Origin of the sequence: Thermanaeromonas sp. (genome assembly GCF_021890735.1) — a bacterium.
Classification (GTDB): Bacteria; Bacillota; DSM-521; order Neomoorellales; family Neomoorellaceae; genus Thermanaeromonas.
Map to the genome: position 1 here is coordinate 1 of NZ_JAKKUR010000028.1, position 18,402 is coordinate 18,402.

Consider the following 18,402-nt stretch of genomic DNA (forward strand, 5'->3'; position numbering starts at 1 on the left):
CCCCGGGAGAGCCTTGGTAGTAAACTTGTGGAGAGGATTAAGGCTTATGGGTTCAAGGCGCCGCGTATAGGATTTGAACGGTATTTTGTCCCCTACGCCGTATACGATGCCTTGCGTCAAGCCTTCCCGGAGGAGAACTTCGTAGGCGCTGAAGCTCTCTTTTACCGTGTAAGGTCCATTAAAGAGCCGGAAGAGGTAGAGATGATACGGCGGGCGGCCAATGCCGTCTGCCGCGGCATGGAAGCAGCTATCAAGGCGGTAAGGCCGGGGGTAACAGAGCTTGATATTCTAGCCGAAGCAGAGTATGCCATGCTAAAGGCCGGCTCAGGAGGCTCTCCCTTCCGGCCCCAGATAGTTTCCGGAGAGCGCACCCTTCTCACCCACCCTTGCGCAAGCCACAAGAAGGTTCAACCTGGGGAAGTGGTGGTCATACATCTGGGAGCCACCTATGAGGGCTACTGTGCCAAGATGTGCCGGACTGTAGCTGTGGGGGACATTTCTCCGGGCCAGAAAGAAGTATACAGAGTTTTAGTGGAGGCTCAAGAGAAGGCTATATCCGCATTAAGGCCAGGGGCTAGATCTTGGGAGGTAGATGCTGCTGCCAGGGAAGTTATAAAAAAGGGAGGGTATGAGGAGTATTATCTCGATGTAGTGGGTTATGGAGTCGGGCTTAGACAATCAGAATTCTATCCTATTATAGGTAAAGGCCGGACAGAGACCATTGAAGCAGGCATGGTGGTGGACTTGCTACTACCCACCATCTACCGCCGGGACATTGGCGGTCCCAGGATAACGGATGTAATTTATGTCGGGGAAGAAGGAAATGAGATTTTGACTGCTTATCCTAGGGAATTAATCGAGGTGTAAAGTTACAAAAAGAGTTTGGTACGGTAATAAAAAAGGGGAAGGAAGCATAATCTTATTCCTTCCCCTTTTTTGTTTGTGATATTGGCTGGCCTCCGTGGCAGTTACATCTCTGTCAACTAAAGGGCAAATAAGCTTAGGTTTTTTCTTTGGAGAGCCCAGAAAAAAGGAAAACTTAACGGAAAGAGCGAATTTATTATCAATACGTACGAATGCCATACGGTTATAGCGTACAATTATGATATGACTTACAAAAAGAATAAGGTGAAGGAGGCCTTCAAAATGGGAAAAAATCCTTCTCAAATAAGGTCGGTAGCCAAGGCTTTAAAGATAATAGACGTTCTAGCAGAGGCACGCGGAGAGCTAGCTTTGCACGAGATAGCCGAAAAGTTAGGTTTAGCTAAAAGCACTGCCCACGGGTTGCTTGCTACTTTAAAGAGTTTCGGGTATGTAGAACAATCCCCTTTTACGGGCAAATATAAGCTAGGGGTGCGCCTGTTTGAGATAGGAAACATTGTAGCTCATAGCTGGGATGTGCGGGCGGTAGCGGCCCCCTATATTCAGAAGCTGGTGGATGAGTTAGGGGAAACAGTCCACCTGGTAGTACTGGATAAAGGAGAGGTGCTATATATCGACAAAAGGGAAAGCCACCAGTCTATTCGTATAGTATCCCAGGTAGGGATGCGCCTACCAGCCCACTGTACGGGAGTAGGAAAAGTGTTGCTGGCCCACCTTCCACCTAGTGAAGTAAAGCGAATTATTACTCAAAAAGGTCTTCCACGTTTTACCAAAAACACTATAACGGCTCCCCGGGCCTTGGAAGCTGAGCTGGCCAAAGTACGTGCTCAAGGATATGCCATAGACAACGAAGAAATTATGGACAGCCTCCGTTGCGTGGCTGCCCCCATCCGTGACCATACAGGTAAAGTTTGTGCTGCGATAAGCGTATCAGGGCCTGTGGCCAGGCTAGAAGGAGAAAGGCTTAAGCTGGCTATAGATCTAGTAACAGAAACAGCGGCCAATATATCAACCGGCCTGGGCTACCGGGGAGAGACTATAAAGCCAGCTTGCTACCCATTAAGTGGGATTTAACTTAGGCTCGCCCGTTGTTTGAATTTTAAATTGCATGGATTATCTCCAGGCTGGGTAAACTTTCCCATATCGGAGAAGTTTGAAGGGTTGTTGAGCCGCAATGGGGGTGTCTTTTTGGATATCGGGGAGAGCCTGGTGGGCTCGTATTTTAAATACGTGGAAGGTTGCAAAATAGTAGTATACAACTGCCATCTAGAAGAGGAACAGGGCGAAATAGATGTTATAGCCTTAGATCCCCGAGGAGAGAAGGTATACCTTTGTGAGGTGGCTACCCACTTGCGGGGTTTGGTATACGGTAACGGAACGCAGGATACCCTTGCCCGCGTAGAGCACAAAATATGGCGGGCCTTTCGTTTTGCGACTCACAATTTCCCCGGCCGGCAATGTATTTTTATGCTCTGGTCACCGGTAGTTTCCCGCAGATTAGCCGGGGGGTTTAGCCAGTTAGCCTCCTTCTTTGCCCGCCAGGGGCTACCCGTAGAATTTGTCATTAACAAAGAATACACGGCACGCATAAAGCGCCTACGGGAAGTAGCACGCGAAAATATTAAAATTACTGATGAGCCTGCCTTCAGACTACTGCAAATACTTGAGCACCTGCGATAAAGGATACAAGTTTATTAAGGGATAGCAGGATTTTAAGGATACTTAGCGAATAGGTTTATGCAATTCTACAGCTACTTACTCAAATTTAAGGGGGAGGCTTTAACACGTGAAGAAGTTCGTTGCCATCGTGGCTCTCGCAGTTCTAGTAATTTTACTTTCTGCCTGTGAAAGCGCACAGAGGCAAAACCAGCCCCAGCAGGGTGGCACTCCTGATAAAGCGGCAACCAAAATACAGCTTAAGGCTGCTACCATGACTCCGATGAGCCATATGTACAGCCAGGGTGCCCAAAGGTTCGCCGAACTTATCAAGGAGCGTACTAGCGGCCGCATCCAGATAACGGTTTATCCTGATGGTCAGCTAGGTAAAGGTGAACGGGAGCTGCTGGAAGCCCTCCAGCAAGGAACTATCGACATCTATGTGGGCTCGACAGGCCCTATTGGAGGGTTTAGTCCCTCCATGCTGATAGTCGATATACCTTTCCTCTTTAGAGATTATGAGCATGTGGATAAGGTTTTAGATGGTCCTATCGGCAGGCAGCTTTTGGATGATCTGGAGAAGGCCAACTTAAAAGGCTTAGCCTTCTGGGAGAACGGTTTTCGCAATCTGACCAATTCCAAGCGGCCCGTAAGAACTCCCGAAGATGCTAAAGGTTTAAAGATTCGCACCATGGAGAATCCCGTCCATATAACGGCCTGGAAGGCCCTGGGGGTCAATCCGACCCCGATGCCTTGGGCGGAGGTCTACGGTGCTTTACAACAAAGGGTGGTGGATGGCCAGGAGAACCCACTCCCTGTAATTTTGGACTCTAAGCTATACGAAGTGCAGAAATATCTGGCTATGACCCAACATGTGTATTCGCCAGCGCCTATAATTATGAGCCTTAAGACATGGCAGAGCCTTTCTAAAGAAGATCAGGAGCTGTTACTAAAAACAGCGCAAGAGCTGGCCCCGTGGCAGCGAAAACTGGGCAGGGATAACGAGCAAAAAATACTTTCTGAACTGGAAGCTAAGGGGATGCAGATTGAACGCAATATAGATAAGGCGTTGTGGCAAAAAGCCATGCAACCTGCCTTTGATGAATTTGCGAAGCAGTTCGGGAAAGACAAGATAGAAAGTATTATGAACGTGAAGTAATGCTGCTGATAGAGTTATACTGATAGAGTTATACACCACCCGGCGGACCGGTTGGTTTTTAAGGAACAGTAACTGACCGGGTGCCGGGTTTTCTAAATGGAAGAAGTTCAAGGAGGCACTTTTGATGGGTATTATAACCTTGGTCAACCGCTTCTTTCTTAAGCTTGCTGAAGCTGGAGTTGTGGTAGGGATGGCTATCCTGGCCATAGTAATCCCTTACGAGGTTTTAGGGCGGCATGTCCTCGGTAATATGCCCCCATGGTCGGCAGAGCTAACAACCTTTGCGCTGGTATGGGTTTCCATGCTCGGAGCAGTTATAGGCCTTAAAAAGGGGTACCAGATAGGTATCGCCTTTTTTCTAGAAAAACTACCCGGCCCCATGGCCAGTATAGTGAGATTACTGGGATTTGCCATTATGCTGGTCTTTTTAGGGGTTATGGTCTTCTATGGCACGGACCAGGCCCTTTATAACCTCTACCAAGTTTCGCCGGCCATGCGCATACCTATGGCCATTCCGTATGCCGCCATACCTGTAGGATGTGCCATGATGTTCACAGTGACTTTGGAGGAGATGCTGAGGTCTTTATTTGCAGGACAACGTGTAGGTAGAAAGGCATAAGGAGGCAACCATGTATGGCCTACGTGTTCATAGCTATATTCGCAGCACTGATGTGCTTGGGTATACCTATAGCCATAGCCCTGGGTGGTTCGGCTCTGGCCTACCTTTTACTGAAGGGAGACCTTTCCTTTACTATTCTGGTTCAAACTACATATGGTGGGCTAGCCTCCTTCCCTCTCGTTGCGATACCTCTTTTTATGTTGGCCGGGGTTTTAATGAACGAGAGCGGTATTACACGGGATCTAGTACGCTTTGCCAGGACCCTTTTGGGCCATGTAAGCGGAGGCTTAGGGATGGCCACTGTTCTTGCCGCGGCCATTTTCTCAGCGATTTCTGGGGCGGCTGTAGCCACCGCAGTAGCCATAGGGTCAATTATGATTCCGGCTATGAAGGAGGCGGGATATGACGAAGAGGTTTCGGCATCGCTAACGGCCACAGCTTCCTGTATGGGCCCTATAATCCCACCTAGCATACCCTTCATAGTATATGGAGTAATCGCCAATGTATCTATCAGCGCCCTTTTCCTTGGGGGTGCAGTTCCCGGGGTACTTTTGGGTTTAGGACTTATGATTTATATATCCTTCTTAGCCAGGCATAGAAAATACCCGCGGGAAGAGAGACCCACTGCGATCCAAATTGTTAAGGCTATTTGGAAAGCCTTACCTGCCCTTCTTATGCCCGGAATAGTATTAGGAGGTATCCTAGGAGGCGTCTTCACTCCTACTGAGGCAGCCGGTATTGCCGTGGTTTACGCCGTGGTTATAGATCTCCTCTTTTACCGGAGGATAAGCTTTAGACGGCTTCCCCACCTCCTTCTTATAGCAGGGGTGGAGGCAGCAGGGGTTATGTTGTTGTTGGGCCTTTCCGAACCTTTTGCATGGGTTATAGCGGTCGAACAGATACCCCAGAAGATTGTTGAAGCCATGGCCCAGGTGACCAGCTCTCCGTTGTTAACGCTGGTCTTAGTAAATATAGCTTTATTACTCATCGGCATACCCTTAGAGACTGCTCCGGCCCTCACTATAGTAACCCCGGTACTGGCGCCCTTGGCCAGTCAACTGGGAATAGACCCCGTTCACCTGGGGGTTGTAGTGGTATTCAATCTCGTTTTAGGCCTCATTACCCCACCTGTGGGAGCGGTGTTATTTTCTGTCTGCACTATTTCTGGTCTCTCTTTGGAAAAACTGACCAGAGAGATATGGATACCCTTTCTTATCGGAATAACGGTTTTATTTTTGATCACATTTATACCGTCTTTGACTACTACTTTACCGTCGTTATTCGTTCACTATTGAGCCCGTTTAAAAGTAATGCTATAATCATGGCGAACGAGGGCGCCTACCCGGCGCTTTCATAGTTTGAGGGGAGGATACCGGAGATTTATGGTGGATGCGGAAACAAAGGAAAAGATTTTGCGGCAGGCCGAAGAGCTGGGGGTAAAATTTGTCCGGTTACAGTTTACAGATATTTTCGGGGTATTGAAAAATGTAGCTATTCCTGTGGACCAGCTCCCCAAGGCTTTAAACGGCGAGCTAATGTTTGATGGGTCCTCTATTGAGGGTTTTGTACGTATCGAAGAGTCTGATATGTATCTAAAACCCGATCCCTCCACTTTTGTAGTTTTCCCGTGGCGACCCCACGAGGGTACAGTGGCACGCCTCATATGTGATGTATATAACGCCGATGGGACTCCTTTTATCGGATGCCCGCGGAATACTTTAAAAAGAGTTATAGCTGAAGCTCAAGCCATGGGTTTCACTATGAATGTGGGTCCAGAAGCCGAATTCTTTCTATTCCACACTGATGCCCACGGACGCCCCACCTTGGAGACCCACGACCGGGGCGGCTATTTTGATTTAAGCCCGGTGGACCTGGGAGAAGATGCCCGCAGGGATATGATATTGACGCTGGAGAAGATGGGATTTGAGATTGAGGCCTCGCACCATGAAGTAGCACCCGGGCAACACGAGATAGACTTTAAATACGCGGACGCCCTGAAGACAGCGGATAATATTGTTACTTTTAGGTTCGTGGTCAGGACCATTGCTCAACTCCACGGCCTTCATGCTACTTTCATGCCCAAGCCCATCTACGGTATTGCCGGCTCGGGGATGCACTGCAATATTTCCCTCTTCCGGGGAGACCAAAATGCCTTTTATGATCCTAATGATGAGTTGGGCTTAAGCGAAGTTGCCTATTACTTCTTGGGAGGCCTTATGGCCCACGCCAAGGGTATGGCGGCCATTACGAACCCAACGGTAAATTCGTACAAACGGCTGGTTTCCGGCTTTGAAGCACCCGTATACATCGCCTGGTCGCCCAAGAATAGAAGCCCTCTCATTCGCATCCCGGCCAAAAGGGGTTTATCTACCCGGCTGGAAGTACGCCATCCCGACCCTTCCTGCAATCCTTACCTGGCCATAGCTGTGATCCTTAAAGCCGGCCTGGATGGGATTAAAAAGAAGATAGCCCCTCCTCCGCCGGTCAATGGCAATATATACCGTATGACCGAACAAGAACGTAAAAAATTGGGGATTGAAACCCTGCCCACAAGCTTAAAGGAGGCCTTAGACGAGCTGGAGAAGGATCCGGTAATTATTGAGGCTTTGGGTCCCCACATCTACGAACGCTTTATGGAAGCCAAGCGTATTGAATGGGAAGACTATGCCACACGGGTGCATCCCTGGGAAATTGAACATTATTTAACCAAGTTCTAGATATCTTAAAGCCGCCTGCAAGCTATATTTTAGCGAGACAAGGGAGGGGATTTGCTTGAAGTATCAAATAGCTATCGTCGGGGCTGGCCCTGGCGGTTACGTAGCGGCGATCCGGGCAGCACAGTTAGGGGCCAAGGTGGCGGTAATTGAGCAGGATGCCTTGGGCGGTACTTGCCTTAACCGGGGTTGTATACCTACTAAGGCCCTTCTCGCCGGTGCCTCCATAATAGAGACTATAAAGAAGGCGGGATCTTTTGGAATAGAGGTTCAGGAATACCGTATTGATTACGGCCGTTTGGTAGCCCGTAAGGACACGGTGGTCAGACAACTACGCCAGGGTATAGGTTATTTATTTAAGAAGAATAAAGTAGATCTATTCCCGGGCAAGGGTCGCCTCGTCAGCCCCCGGCGCATAGCGGTCACCAGCCCCTCCGGCGAGGTCCAGGAGATAGAAGCGGAAAACATTATAATTGCCACCGGATCAGAACCGGCTTTGCTCCCGGGCCTGGGGTACAACGGTCGTACGGTAGTAACTAGCACTGAAGCTCTGGCCTGGGACACCCTACCCGACAGCATAATTATTATAGGGGGCGGCGTCATAGGATGCGAATTTGCTACTCTGTTTAATACCTTAGGCGTGAAAGTAACCATAGTAGAGCTTCTGCCCACCATCTTACCAATGGTCGATGGCGAGCTCTCCCGGCGTTACCAGATGCTCCTTAAGAAAGCAGGCGTAGAGGTTAAAACCCAAGCCCAGGTTACAGCAGTAGAAGAGGAAGGAGAAAAAGTCAAAGTAACCCTATCCGGTGGCGAGACCCTAACTGCAGATAAAGTTTTAATTTCCATAGGTCGGAAGTTTAATACCGGAGAACTGGGGCTGGAGGATTTACGCGTAAATTTAGGGTCCAAAGGGGAAATAATGGTAGATGATTACCTGCGCACCAATGTAGAGGGCGTGTACGCCATAGGAGACGTAACGGGTAGGATGCAGCTAGCCCATGTAGCCTCGGCTCAGGGGATAGCTGCTGTACAAACTATACTTGGGCGCCCGATTAAAGTAAACTATGATGCAGTCCCCAGTTGTATTTTTACCTCTCCGGAGATTGCCACTGTAGGCCTTACCCAGGAAGAAGCAGAAAAGCGTGGGTTTAAGGTCAAAGTGGGTAAGTTTGCCTTCCTGGCCAGCGGAAAGGCGCAGGCCATGGGAGAGACGGATGGATTCGTAAAGATAGTGGCTGATGCATCCGATGACAGGGTTTTAGGGGTCCATATCATGGGCCCCCACGCTACGGAACTAATTGCTGAAGCTACTCTTGCTGTAGACCAAGGAATTAAAGCTAAAGAGCTGGCCGCATGTATTCACGCCCATCCTACCCTTGCGGAGGCCATAATGGAGGCGGCCGAGGCAGTTCACGGCCTGAGTATTCACTCTTAAAACTAAGTTACGGGACCGGATTGGGGGTTGATTTTGTTTAAATGCCGTTAAAAGAGGGAGAATGGGTGATCTTTACCGATAACCGGGCCGCTTTCTTAGAACGGTTGGTGCCGGGAGCCCGGTTACATACCCATTGGGGTTACATTGAACATGATAAAGTAATAGGATGTGAACCGGGAACGCGTGTAGAAACTTCTACAGGCAAGAAACTTTACGTTTTTTACCCCACCCTTTCCGACTTTATAATGAACATGAAGCGTAAAAGCGGCATAATTTATCCCAAAGACGCTAGTGTTATTCTACTGTGGGCCGATGTATTCCCTGGTGCCCAAGTCCTGATAGGCGGAGTAGGTAGCGGGGCCCTGCTTCTTACGGTGCTAAGGCAGGTAGGCCCTACCGGGAGAGTGGTGGGTTACGACGTGCGCCAGGATATGCTCGATTTTGCTGAAGAAAACGTTAGGGCCTATTTTGGCTATGTACCGCCTTTTCTAGAATTAAGGTTAGGGGATATATATGAGGCCAGTGTTGAGACCGGCTTTGACCGGGTACTCCTGGATGTCTCAGAACCGTGGCGTGCTTTGGAGACCGCCCATCGAGCCCTGATTCCGGGAGGAATAATCTCCTGTTACCTTCCTTCTATTACACAAGTGCATACTTTTGTAACAGCCCTGCAGGAAAGTAATCTTTTCGCTTTAGAGGAGACTATGGAGGTGCTTATTAGGGGCTGGTATATAGAAGGTAGGGCAGTACGTCCTGAGCACCGCATGGTCGGACACACGGGCTTTTTAGTCTTTGCCCGCCGTGTGGAAAGAAAAGATGATAATGAAGCGTAAAGGGAAAGGAGATTAAAGGCTTGACTCGGAGGCTACCTCCCTGGTTGCACAAGAGGATACCTGCTTCGTTAAATGTAGAAGCTACAAGACGGCTTCTGGAAGAACTAAAGCTTAATACCGTTTGCCAAAGCGCACTATGCCCGAACCTGGCCGAATGTTTTGCCCGCAGGACGGCTACCTTTATGATTTTGGGTGACACTTGCACGCGCAACTGCCGTTTTTGCGCAGTTCAGAGCGGGCGGCCGCAGCCACCGGACCCTGATGAACCGCGCAGGGTAGCTTTGGCTGCGGCAAAGCTGGGCCTTAAGCATGTGGTAATAACTTCGGTTACCCGGGATGACCTGCCCGACGGAGGAGCAGGACAATTTGCTGCTACCATAAAGTCCATTCGGGAGCATTTGCCGGGCGCGGTAATAGAGGTGCTTACGCCCGATTTTCAGGGCAGAGGGGAAGCCTTAGCCAAGGTTTTGGAAGCAGGCCCCCATATTTTTAACCATAATATAGAAACAGTACCCCGCCTGTATCCTGAAGTACGCCCCGGGGCAAGCTACCAGCGGAGTTTAGAAGTGTTGAAACAGGTCAAGGAAATGGCGCCGGGAACCTATACAAAATCGGGTCTTATGGTCGGCCTGGGGGAAACGACGGAAGAAGTAGAGCAAGTTATGAATGATCTTCGCAAGGTAAATTGCGACATCCTCACTATAGGACAGTACTTGCGGCCTTCACCACAGCACCTGGAGGTGAAGGAGTACATCCGCCCGGAAGTTTTTGATTATTACGCGACGAGGGGCCGGAAGATGGGCTTTCTTTACGTGGCCGCAGCTCCTTTTGTACGTAGCTCTTATAACGCGGCAGAATTTTCGCTTCTTCATTTTAAGCCTTGACTCTGCTCTGGGTTTGAGGCATAATAAGTATCGTCAAGGCGTGGGCTCGTAGCTCAGTGGGAGAGCACCTCCTTGACGCGGAGGGGGTCGCAAGTTCAATCCTTGCCGAGCCCACCAGCGCAGGAAGGCAACCTCAGGGCTATAAGCCCGGGTTGCCTTTTAAATTTGTTTAAAGCCCCTGAAAAGTTAACGGCTCGGCCCTAACTTCCCCCTTAAGTTTGGTGCACGGGTCCGTTACTTGAGGGAGCTTTTAAAACCTATAAGGAGGAGTTTTTAAAATGTTTAAAGACAAAGTTTTAACCTGTAAGGATTGTGGGGCCGAGTTCGTGTTTACTGCGGGTCAGCAAGAATTTTTCTTAGAAAAGGGTTTCACCAACGAGCCCTCCCGTTGTCCCGACTGCCGGGCAGCCAGGAAACAGCAGCGGGCCCGTAACAGCCGTACAGGTTACCCGCGTAAGATGTACCGCACTACATGCAGCCGGTGTGGGGCCGTCACAGAGGTACCCTTTGAGCCACGGGGAGACAGACCTGTTTACTGCCGGGCTTGCTACCAGATGCGCGTCGAGAGTTATAGATAAAAGCAAAGAAAAGGCCGGGGCACCCGGCCTTTAAATTTTCTCCTGTATACAACGGCGGCGGGACACATATAATATCACCACAAGGGGGTGCAACCCGGCCATGGTGATACTTCTAGCCAGCAGCAGGCCACTGGATTTTCTTTTAAATAAAATAGAAAGCCTACTTAAGGCTCAATTTACCTTTGACCGGTGGCAGACCGGAGGGATCAACTTTTGCCGGCTCTTCCTTCCTCGAAAGAACAAAGCCCGTGAACAGCTAGCCACAAGTATAGCCTATTTTATTATCGAAGTTATAGAGAAAGACCTGCTAGAGGACATTTTATATAGACAGTACGACCTGGAAGACCCCGGGCAAGCGCAGGAACTCTGCCTCCGGGCTAGAAGGATTTTAGACCAGGGTGCGGCGGGATTATCTCCAAATTACTGGAGGGGCCAACCCTTAAGTTTGCGCGTTAGAGAATATCTGGAAGAAAATTCGTACTTAAACATCGACGGTTTTGTCCAGTTTCGCCTTCCGGATTATCTGCTAGAACTAGAGCAGGCCATAGAAGAGGCCGTCGATGAATACATTATGGAAAAAGAGTATGATGAATTCGTGGGAGTGCTTAAGTATTTCTTGGAAATACAGGAACCCCGAATTGAGAAAGTGCATGTAGTATTGAGTCCCGGTGGGGGGTTTCAACTCTATGATGGTAAGAATAAAAGCCTGGATAAGGAATACCTGGAAGGATTCATGGTGGACATCGGGGACAACGAATTGAACTATGAAGACCTGTTGCTTAGCGCGCTTATCACCTTGGCCCCCAGGCAGGTGGTCCTCCACGGAACAGATAAAGGCAAAGCTTGGGGTACCGCTAACACTATAAAAAATGTGTTCGGGGACCGGGTGATAATCTGTAGCGGGTGCAGCCGCTGCCGCCGTATTTTGCGCAAGTTCTAACTCCCCTTGTTTTACTCCCCGCCATTTGTTATTATCAGGCGGGGTGAGCTTGTGTTAAGTAGATGGGTGCTTATTCCTCTTTTAGGCGCTTTTATAGGCTGGATAACTAATGTTTTGGCTATTCGGCTCCTTTTTCGCCCCCGCAGGCCTTACAGATTTTTCTTTTGGACCCTGCAGGGCTTGATTCCTAAAAGGCGGGACGAATTGGCGGTTCAGATAGCCGGTGTTTTAGACCGCGATCTCCTCCCCTTAGAAGAACTTGTGAAGAAGCTTAAAGACAAAGGTATAGAAGATAAGTTAACCATCTTGATAGGAGAGGTAGTTTGTAAGTACGTAGCAGAGCGGCTTCCCAACTTTCTGCCGTTGGGGTGGAAAGTAGCGATAGCTCATACCTTAGAGGAGGCGGTCCGGCGGGAAGTCCCCAACTTTCTGGAAAAAATAGAAAAGGAATTGCTCCTCCGTGCAGATAACTATTCTTTGGGCAAGATGGTAATGGAGAAACTTAAAGCCCTGCAGCTAGAACAAGTAGAGCAATTGGTACTAAAGGTTGCAGCCAAGGAACTTAGGTATATCGAACTATTGGGTGCTATCTTAGGTTTAGCCATTGGACTTCTTCAAGCCCTCCTTAGTTCCCGCTAGTAATCCTGAGTATACCTGCAAATTAGTTGCATTTAAAAACAAGATGTAATATAATACATCTTAGATGCAAATAACTTGCAACTGAAGCGAGGGTAAAAAATGGTTGAGCATCTTAAACAGCGCTTCCGCGAAAGGGGGTATAGGCTTACCCGCCAGAGGGAGGCCATTATAGAAGTACTGGCTGGTACCGGAGAACATTTGACTGCTGAAGAAGTGCACCAGCGAGTCCAGAGCATCTGTCCCGAACTTAATCTGGCTACAGTGTATCGTAACCTCAATCTCTTGGCAGAACAGAAAATAATAGGTAAAGTTGATTTCGGCGATGGCCCGGCCCGCTTTGAAGCGAGAAGCGAACACCACCATCATCTTTACTGCCTTAGGTGCGGTCGGGTGGTGGATCTTTTGCACTGTCCCGTACACCTGGACGAAAAGATCTCCGAGACCTATCGTTTCCGTGTAACCGGCCACCAGTTCGAGGCTTACGGCTATTGCATGGGATGCGAGTTGCTTAACGGGAAGGTGGGTAAGCCTTGAGCCATTTACATATCCCCGATGGTGTTATTCCTCCTATTTGGCTAGCTTTAGGTTTTTCCGGTACAGCAGGACTCCTAGCCCTCGCCATCGTACGAACGAGAAGGGAAGAGATCACCAGTAGCCTTTCGCGCTTAAGTGTAATCTGTGCCTTTATGCTTCTAGCTATGAGCATTCCTCTAGGGTTTCTACCCGTACACCTTAATCTTACCGTGCTAGCCGGGATACTTTTAGGACCGTGGCTAGGCATAATTGCAAGTTTCATTGTTAACCTTATTCTTGCGCTGGTGGGGCATGGAGGAATTACAGTAGTAGGCCTTAATACTCTCGTGGTTGGTAGTGAGGTTGTGCTGGGTTATTACCTATTTAGGGCTTTGCGCCAGCACATGCGCCCAACAGCAGCTGCTGCCCTGGCCACTGCCCTCACTCTCTTGGTTTCCATGACGTTAATGATAGGTCTGGTAGGGCTAACCCAAATTGAGCCCTCCTTGCTACTCCACGACCATGGCTTTAGCCATGAAGAAGAACACGAGATGGAAGCTCTCCAAGAGATTTCCCTCGTTAGATTTACCCAGATTATTCTTCCCATCAGCCTAGTGGGTATAATACTGGAAAGCGCTGTCACGAGTCTTTTGATAAGTTACCTACTGAAAGTTAAACCCGATCTTATCAGTACACCGAAAGATGAAGGACAGATTGAAGATGAACAAGGCTTACCGAGGTGACAAGAGTGCATCTTGCGGATATTGATTATTTAGCCTTCCGGGGGGATAGTTTTTGGCATAAGGCCTCGGCTTTATCTAAGCTTATTTTTGCCGCAGTTGTGATTTCCGTAGTAGTGGTAACTCGAAAACCCTTGCCCTTAGTGTTGACCTTAAGCTTTTTGTTAGCTTTGCTGTTCATGGCCGGTGTACCTTTGATTAAGTTTGGCCACCTCCTGTTTTTTCCTGCCCTTTTCGGAAGCGTTTTTGCCTTTAGCAGGATAGGCGGTTCCTGGTTACCGGTCACGCTGGTCATTGTTAAATCATTGACTGCTGCGAGCGCTCTTCTTTTGTTGATAGCTACCACCGGCGCGCCAGCCATCTTTGCCTGTTTGCGTTTAATTTTTCCGCCTTTAATTGTCGATGCCCTTTTCATAACCTACCGTTCGTTTTTTATTCTTTTAGACGAGTTAACGAATTTATTTACTGCGCTGAAGGTGAAAGGTGGCTATTCTGCAGCTAACCTCGTCCTCAACCTGCGTAATATCGCCGGGGCCTTGGGATTGCTGCTGGTCCGTTCGCTGGAGACTGGCGAACGCATGTATAAGGTGCTGGTCTTACGGGGATATCAGGAAGGGTTAAGGTTCGGCGGCCGGTGGTACCAGCCTACTAGATATGATTTGGGGCCTTTGCTGGCCTGTTTCTTGGTCCTGGCATGGGTGGTGATACTGTGACCAAGGTGGTTAAAGTAAAATGCCTACGGCACGTTTATCCGGATAAAACAGAAGTTAAACTGTGCGGGCTAGATTTTGTGGTCAGGGCTAAAGAAAAAGTGCTTATATTAGGCCCTAACGGCTCGGGTAAGACCACCCTTCTTAACCACATTATAGGATTATTAAAACCCGTAGAGGGTGAGGTCCGTGTACTGGGGGTTGATCCTGTAAAAGAATTTAATTTCCTCCGGAGGCGGGTAGGTATAGTTTTACAGAATGTCGAGGAACAGATTATAGGGCCTACAGTATGGGACGACGTGGCTTTGGCTCCCAGAAATTTCGGCCTTAACCCCCGGGAAGTACAGGAGATGGTGGAAACTGTCTTAAAGGAGATAAATATTTGGCACCTTAAAGATAAGATACCCCATTACCTTAGTGGGGGGGAGAAAAAGAAGGTGGCCCTGGCCGGGGCCATGGTCATGCGGCCTGAGCTTTTGATTTTGGACGAACCTTTTGATGGGCTGGATCCCCGGTCAAAAAAGGAGATCTTAGAACTTTTACGTAAATTTAATCGTGAATTCGGTACCACTATAATCATGGCTAACCATGATGTTAACCTCGTTCCCCTCATTGCCGATAAGGTATACGTTATAAGTGAGGGTTCGATCCGGCTATACGGCACCCCTCGGGAGATCTTTAGCCGTCTGGACGTCTTACGCCAAGCAGGACTGGAGCCCCCGCTTTTAGTAGAACTTTTTTATGAACTTGCTCAGAAAGGGGTGGCTGTAGATATACCGTTGACCCTGGAAGAGGCGCGGCGGCAGTTGCTTCCCTTGCTGTGCCCTGGCTCTCCTTGACAATTTTCCTTTCGCCTAGCTATAATTAACGTAAATTAAACCCTGCCAGATGATAAAAGCAAGGAAGGGGACACGGGGGCTTCTACCTGCCCTCAGAGAGGGGGTGCCCTGGGCTGAAAGCACCCCTGGGATAAGGAGAGGCGCCTCACCACCCCGGAGCTGCCGGGCTGAAAGGAAAGTAAGCCCGGCCGGTGGCCACCGTTACCGGGCAATAAAGGGGAGCCACCTAACGATGAAAAGCTCGGCCTAGGTGTCTAAAAATTAGTTGGTGGCTTCCGAAGAAGGGTGGAACCACGGGATGGACTCCCGTCCCTTTAGGGCGGGAGTCTTTAATTTTTCGGCTGGGTTAAAGGGGAGGATGAAGATGCGCGTAATATTGCCTGATGGTACATCGCATGAATACCCTGCCGGAACTACTCCTTTAAAAGTTGCCCGGGATTTATCTCCGCGCCTTTTCCGGGAAGCACTGGTAGCAAAGGTAGACGATAAAATATGGGATCTCACGCGGCCCCTTCCTGGGGACTGCCGCTTGGAACTTCTCACCTTTGAGCAGGAAGAGGGACAGCTTACCTACAGGCATAGCGCCGCCCATGTGATGGCCCAGGCTGTAAAGCGGCTGTTTCCTGGCACCAAGCTGGGTATAGGACCGGCCATCGCAGAAGGATTCTATTACGATTTCGACAGCCCACATAAATTCACCCCCGAGGACCTGGTAGCCATCGAGGAGGAGATGAAACGGATTATTCAGGCGGATTATCCCTTTGAGCGGCAGGAAGTAAGCCGGGAGGAAGCCCTAGAGCTTTTTCAAAAATTAGGGGAGCCTTATAAGCTTGAACTTATCCACGAACTGCCGGAAGGAAGTACTATTACCATCTACCGGCAAGGGGAATTTGTGGACTTATGTACCGGGCCCCATCTCCCTTCTACTGGCTATCTCAAGGCCATAAAGCTTACTTCCCTGGCCGGAGCCTATTGGCGGGGTAAAGAGAGCAACCCCATGCTCCAGCGTATCTACGGGACGGCTTTCCCCAAGGCGTCCCTTCTAGAGGAATACTTACAGAGGATAGAAGAAGCCAAGAAGAGGGACCACCGCCGCTTGGGAGCGGAGCTAAGGATCTTTAGCCTTGAAGAGGAAGGGCCGGGATTTCCTTTCTTCCTTCCCAAGGGGATGATCCTGCGGAATGAACTGGAGCAGTTCTGGAGAGAGGAGCACCGCCGGGCAGGGTATCTGGAGATCCGTACTCCGATTATCCTTAACCGCTCTTTATGGGAGACTTCAGGCCACTGGGAACACTATAGAGAGAATATGTATTTCACTAAGATAGACGAGCAGGACTACGCTATTAAGCCCATGAACTGCCCCGGTGCTATTTTGGTGTATAAGAGCGAGCAGCACAGCTACCGCGACCTTCCTTTACGTTTGGCGGAGCTGGGCCTGGTCCACCGTCACGAAAAATCAGGTGTCCTCCATGGCCTGATGCGGGTAAGGGCCTTCACCCAAGACGATGCCCATATTTTCTTAAGACCTTCCCAGATCAGCGAGGAGATCCAGCGTGTAATTGACCTGGTAGACCGGTTCTATAGCCTCTTCGGCTTTTCGTACCATGTGGAGCTTTCAACCCGGCCGGAGGATGCCATGGGTTCTTTGGAGATTTGGGAGACGGCTACTACAGCTTTGCGCGAGGCCTTGGAAGCCAAGGGTATGCCTTACACCATAAATGAGGGGGAAGGGGCTTTTTACGGACCCAAAATCGATTTCCATCTAAAAGATTCCTTAGGACGCACCTGGCAGTGCGGGACCATACAGCTCGACTTTCTTATGCCTGAGAAATTCGACCTCACCTATATAGGAGAGGACGGCCAGAAACACCGTCCGGTCATGATCCACCGGGTGGTATTCGGGAGCATTGAAAGATTTATTGGCATCCTCATCGAACATTACGGCGGCGCATTCCCAGTGTGGCTGGCTCCAGTGCAGGTGAGAATTTTGCCCATTGCCGACCGGCATCACGAATACGCCTATAAAGTACGAGATAGCTTGCTTCAGGCCGGCGTCCGGGCGGAGGTCAACGACCGAAACGAAAAGATCGGTTACAAAATCCGGGCATCTGAAGTAGAAAAGATACCTTTTATGCTAGTGGTGGGCGATAAGGAAGTGGCCGAAGGGACTGTGTCTGTCCGTGAACGCGGGAAGGGAGATACCGGAAGTGTGCCTGTGGCCGAGTTTATAGCCAGGGTGGTGGAAGAGATCAGGGAACGGAGGGGGTAAGCATGCAGTGGCCAAGAAAAGGAGGGGCTTGAAACGTGCAGGTCGGCTTAATAGGTTTAGGCAGAATGGGGCTAAATTTAGCACTTAATATGCGCGACCATGGCCATGAAGTGATAGGTTATGCCCGGACTAAAGAGACGGTAGACCGGGCTAAGGGAGAAGGTATAAAGGGAGTTTATAGTCTTAAGGAGCTGGTGGAGAAGCTCATTCCTCCCCGGCTGATATGGCTTATGGTTCCGGCAGGAGAAACAGTAGATATGGTCATCAATCAGCTAGTGCCGCTACTCTCCAAGGGAGACATTATTGTAGATGGAGGCAATTCCTACTACCGCGATACCTTGCGACGTTATGAAGCTTTAAAAGCCCAGGGTCTACGGTTTGCCGATGTGGGTACCAGCGGCGGCATAGAGGGTGCCCGCTGGGGGATATGTGCTATGGTAGGGGCGGACGAGGAAGTATTCCGGTATCTCGAACTGTTGTTGAAGGATATAAGCACCCCGGGCGGTTATCTTCACGTAGGACCTTGCGGTAGCGGCCATTTTGTTAAGATGGTTCACAACGGGATAGAGTACGGAATGATGCAGGCCATAGGAGAGGGCATGGAGATCTTGGCTAAAGGGCCTTTTAAGCTGGATCTCGCTGCTATAGCCCGGGTATGGCGGCACGGCTCAGTTATCCGGGGCTGGCTTATGGATTTGACTGAGAGGGCCTTGGCCAAAGGCGGCGATTTTAAGGATATCAAGGACGTTATTCACCATTCAGGAGAAGGTCTGTGGACGGTCGAAGAGGCTTTGCGCTTAGGGATTCCGGTACCAGTGATCTATTCAGCCTTGATGGTGCGTTTCCGTTCGGAACAAGAGGAGAGCTTTGCTGGTAAAATTGTAGCTGCTTTAAGGCATGAATTCGGCGGGCACGAAGTAGAAAGGAAATCACCCTGAGGGATCCCCAGTTTTAAAGCAGAGAAAGGGCGAAAAAGTGAGAGAAAAAAG

The 18,402-nt window shown here is 49.6% G+C and carries 19 protein-coding genes and 1 tRNA gene; all 20 read left to right on the forward strand.

Annotated elements, in window-relative coordinates:
- On the forward strand, positions 1-867 hold an 867-nt coding region (locus L5656_RS06460), incomplete at its 5' end, for a M24 family metallopeptidase (RefSeq protein ID WP_297200736.1).
- Positions 868-1,146: 279 nt separating this feature from the next.
- Complete coding sequence (locus tag L5656_RS06465; RefSeq protein ID WP_297200739.1) at positions 1,147-1,956, forward strand: IclR family transcriptional regulator; 810 nt, start codon at positions 1,147-1,149, stop codon at positions 1,954-1,956.
- Positions 1,957-2,070: 114 nt separating this feature from the next.
- Complete coding sequence (locus L5656_RS06470) at positions 2,071-2,562, forward strand: hypothetical protein (RefSeq protein WP_297200742.1); 492 nt, start codon at positions 2,071-2,073, stop codon at positions 2,560-2,562.
- 106 nt (positions 2,563-2,668) lie between these two features.
- The gene (locus tag L5656_RS06475; RefSeq protein ID WP_297200745.1) at positions 2,669-3,697 is read left to right on the forward strand and encodes a TRAP transporter substrate-binding protein; all 1,029 of its coding nucleotides are present in this window, start codon (positions 2,669-2,671) and stop codon (positions 3,695-3,697) included.
- Between the two features lie 124 nt (positions 3,698-3,821).
- Positions 3,822-4,316: a TRAP transporter small permease gene (locus L5656_RS06480; RefSeq protein WP_297200749.1), complete on the forward strand. Its 495-nt coding sequence runs from the start codon at positions 3,822-3,824 to the stop codon at positions 4,314-4,316.
- Positions 4,317-4,330: 14 nt separating this feature from the next.
- Positions 4,331-5,611 (forward strand): TRAP transporter large permease, encoded by a 1,281-nt coding sequence (locus L5656_RS06485; RefSeq protein WP_297200752.1) that lies wholly within the window; start codon positions 4,331-4,333, stop codon positions 5,609-5,611.
- An 87-nt stretch (positions 5,612-5,698) separates the two neighbouring features.
- Entirely contained in the window at positions 5,699-7,033 is a 1,335-nt protein-coding gene (gene glnA, locus L5656_RS06490) for a type I glutamate--ammonia ligase (RefSeq protein ID WP_297200755.1), read from the forward strand.
- A 55-nt stretch (positions 7,034-7,088) separates the two neighbouring features.
- Positions 7,089-8,468, forward strand: a complete 1,380-nt coding sequence (lpdA, locus tag L5656_RS06495) for a dihydrolipoyl dehydrogenase (RefSeq protein WP_297200758.1) — start codon at positions 7,089-7,091, stop codon at positions 8,466-8,468.
- A gap of 41 nt (positions 8,469-8,509) precedes the next feature.
- Positions 8,510-9,301: a tRNA (adenine-N1)-methyltransferase gene (locus L5656_RS06500; protein WP_297200761.1), complete on the forward strand. Its 792-nt coding sequence runs from the start codon at positions 8,510-8,512 to the stop codon at positions 9,299-9,301.
- 20 nt (positions 9,302-9,321) lie between these two features.
- Positions 9,322-10,185 carry a lipoyl synthase gene (gene lipA / locus L5656_RS06505; RefSeq protein ID WP_297200764.1) on the forward strand — a complete coding sequence of 288 codons (864 nt, stop codon included), beginning with the start codon at positions 9,322-9,324 and terminating at the stop codon, positions 10,183-10,185.
- A gap of 42 nt (positions 10,186-10,227) precedes the next feature.
- Positions 10,228-10,302 (forward strand) — tRNA-Val (locus L5656_RS06510).
- 161 nt (positions 10,303-10,463) lie between these two features.
- Complete coding sequence (locus L5656_RS06515; protein WP_297200767.1) at positions 10,464-10,763, forward strand: zinc-ribbon domain containing protein; 300 nt, start codon at positions 10,464-10,466, stop codon at positions 10,761-10,763.
- Between the two features lie 100 nt (positions 10,764-10,863).
- On the forward strand, positions 10,864-11,703 hold the full coding sequence (gene ytxC, locus L5656_RS06520; RefSeq protein WP_297200769.1) for a putative sporulation protein YtxC: 840 nt from the start codon (positions 10,864-10,866) through the stop codon (positions 11,701-11,703).
- A gap of 51 nt (positions 11,704-11,754) precedes the next feature.
- Positions 11,755-12,342 (forward strand): DUF445 domain-containing protein, encoded by a 588-nt coding sequence (locus L5656_RS06525; protein ID WP_297200772.1) that lies wholly within the window; start codon positions 11,755-11,757, stop codon positions 12,340-12,342.
- A gap of 99 nt (positions 12,343-12,441) precedes the next feature.
- Complete coding sequence (locus L5656_RS06530) at positions 12,442-12,876, forward strand: Fur family transcriptional regulator (RefSeq protein ID WP_297200775.1); 435 nt, start codon at positions 12,442-12,444, stop codon at positions 12,874-12,876.
- Positions 12,873-13,598, forward strand: coding sequence for an energy-coupling factor ABC transporter permease (locus tag L5656_RS06535; protein WP_297200777.1), 726 nt, complete (start codon positions 12,873-12,875; stop codon positions 13,596-13,598). The genes L5656_RS06530 and L5656_RS06535 overlap by 4 nt, the downstream gene beginning before the upstream one ends.
- A 5-nt stretch (positions 13,599-13,603) precedes the next feature.
- A complete protein-coding gene (locus tag L5656_RS06540; protein WP_297200780.1) occupies positions 13,604-14,308 on the forward strand; it encodes an energy-coupling factor transporter transmembrane component T family protein in 705 nt (234 codons plus the stop codon).
- Entirely contained in the window at positions 14,305-15,144 is an 840-nt protein-coding gene (locus tag L5656_RS06545) for an energy-coupling factor ABC transporter ATP-binding protein (protein WP_297200783.1), read from the forward strand. Before L5656_RS06540 ends, L5656_RS06545 begins: the two co-directional genes overlap by 4 nt.
- Before the next feature lie 364 nt (positions 15,145-15,508).
- Positions 15,509-17,413 (forward strand): threonine--tRNA ligase, encoded by a 1,905-nt coding sequence (gene thrS / locus L5656_RS06550; RefSeq protein WP_297200786.1) that lies wholly within the window; start codon positions 15,509-15,511, stop codon positions 17,411-17,413.
- 35 nt (positions 17,414-17,448) lie between these two features.
- Complete coding sequence (gene gnd, locus L5656_RS06555; protein WP_297200789.1) at positions 17,449-18,351, forward strand: phosphogluconate dehydrogenase (NAD(+)-dependent, decarboxylating); 903 nt, start codon at positions 17,449-17,451, stop codon at positions 18,349-18,351.
- Positions 18,352-18,402: the final 51 nt, after the last annotated feature.

What these genes read in the sequence shown, in the direction of transcription:
- L5656_RS06465 (WP_297200739.1), top strand. Translation starts at nt 1,147, where the DNA reads ATGGGAAAAAATCCTTCTCAAATAAGGTCGGTAGCCAAGGCTTTAAAG.
- L5656_RS06480 (WP_297200749.1), top strand. Translation starts at nt 3,822, where the DNA reads ATGGGTATTATAACCTTGGTCAACCGCTTCTTTCTTAAGCTTGCTGAA.
- L5656_RS06530 (WP_297200775.1), top strand. Translation starts at nt 12,442, where the DNA reads ATGGTTGAGCATCTTAAACAGCGCTTCCGCGAAAGGGGGTATAGGCTT.
- glnA (WP_297200755.1), top strand. Translation starts at nt 5,699, where the DNA reads ATGGTGGATGCGGAAACAAAGGAAAAGATTTTGCGGCAGGCCGAAGAG.
- L5656_RS06515 (WP_297200767.1), top strand. Translation starts at nt 10,464, where the DNA reads ATGTTTAAAGACAAAGTTTTAACCTGTAAGGATTGTGGGGCCGAGTTC.
- ytxC (WP_297200769.1), top strand. Translation starts at nt 10,864, where the DNA reads ATGGTGATACTTCTAGCCAGCAGCAGGCCACTGGATTTTCTTTTAAAT.
- L5656_RS06485 (WP_297200752.1), top strand. Translation starts at nt 4,331, where the DNA reads ATGGCCTACGTGTTCATAGCTATATTCGCAGCACTGATGTGCTTGGGT.
- thrS (WP_297200786.1), top strand. Translation starts at nt 15,509, where the DNA reads ATGCGCGTAATATTGCCTGATGGTACATCGCATGAATACCCTGCCGGA.
- L5656_RS06500 (WP_297200761.1), top strand. Translation starts at nt 8,510, where the DNA reads ATGCCGTTAAAAGAGGGAGAATGGGTGATCTTTACCGATAACCGGGCC.